Here is a 1,083-nt window from a genome sequence, read left to right as displayed (position 1 = left end):
TTAATGGCATCATTTAACTTTCTTATATGGATCTGCAAGAACGATTAAAAGCGCTTATAGATCATGCCGAGTTCACCCCAACGGAACTTGAACGGAAAACGGGCATAGATCGCATGCGATGGAGCAACATCAAGCGGCGACACGTACACGCTGGCGCACCAGAGATAAAAGCCGTAGGAAAACTTGGCCGCAGTATGCTTATTGGCTCGTGATCGGCCTCACGCAGCGGAAGCCGGACACATCAGCCCGGAGATCGAGGACACCAGAAGAAATCTAAAAGGGGCTGGATAATCGCCGGAAGAGCGCTGATAAGAGGGATCAGGTTAGCCAGCCAAGACTAAATTTTTTCTCCGGCCTTATGTAAGCGAATACTGGCAAAACTTTCCGCTTTTTCTTACTTTAAATTCCGCGATTTTTGACTATCAGTAGAGTTAGCCATCACTTGACGAGAGAGCTATGAACGATAAAGCGGTAGAAGAATTGGCGGCGCGCGTCACTAACGCCGTACAGAAGTCCAGTTTGGCATCCCCGAACAGGTCCAGGTTGGTCCCACTGGCCTTATGGCTTTTAAGGGTTTCCAAAATAGCTTGGGTAGAATGCCGCTCATGCACGAATAGGGGCACGGCACTGAAATCTGTTGCCGTTCGGCCTTTCCTGCCCAGTTCAGAAAGGGCTTGGTGAGGCTCTTGAGCCGGGCCGCACATTGCGATAGCGACGAGAATTTCTCCTGTGTTCCCTCCCACAACTGCCGCTGCGCAAAGACATCGCTTTCCCCCTTTTCTGCCGCTTCGGCCACGAGGTTGAGCAGCCACTCGGCAAAAGGGCGCTCGGCGTTCTCATCCCAGCAGAGCTCCGGAGCGAGGCTGGAATCGTAGCGGTAGGTTTTCGGTGCTTTCTTATTCGGGAATTGTGCTTCGATCCCGACATCAGGCTGTTGCACGCTTTGTTGAGAATGTTGGTAGGCGGCAGAGCTTAGTTTTTCCCCATCACTCATTTATAGGTTCCTGTAATTATTCTTTTTGGGATTGGCAGGCCCCCTACTGAGGAGACTTACTGAAGATCCTGGTTACGCTTATTTCTTTA

The 1,083-nt window shown here is 50.8% G+C and carries 1 protein-coding gene; it reads right to left on the bottom strand.

Going from position 1 to position 1,083, the window contains the following annotated elements; genetic code table 11:
• Positions 1-496: 496 nt before the first annotated feature.
• The gene (locus B2A78_RS25405) at positions 497-994 is read right to left on the bottom strand and encodes a hypothetical protein (RefSeq protein WP_205780908.1); all 498 of its coding nucleotides are present in this window, start codon (positions 992-994) and stop codon (positions 497-499) included.
• Positions 995-1,083 lie beyond the last annotated feature (89 nt).

The sequence above is a fragment of the Methylocaldum sp. 14B genome, from assembly GCF_002005105.1.
In the GTDB taxonomy this organism is placed as follows: domain Bacteria; phylum Pseudomonadota; class Gammaproteobacteria; order Methylococcales; family Methylococcaceae; genus Methylocaldum.
Note: the sequence above shows the minus strand (reverse complement) of the source record. Positions and strands in the feature narration are given on the sequence as shown.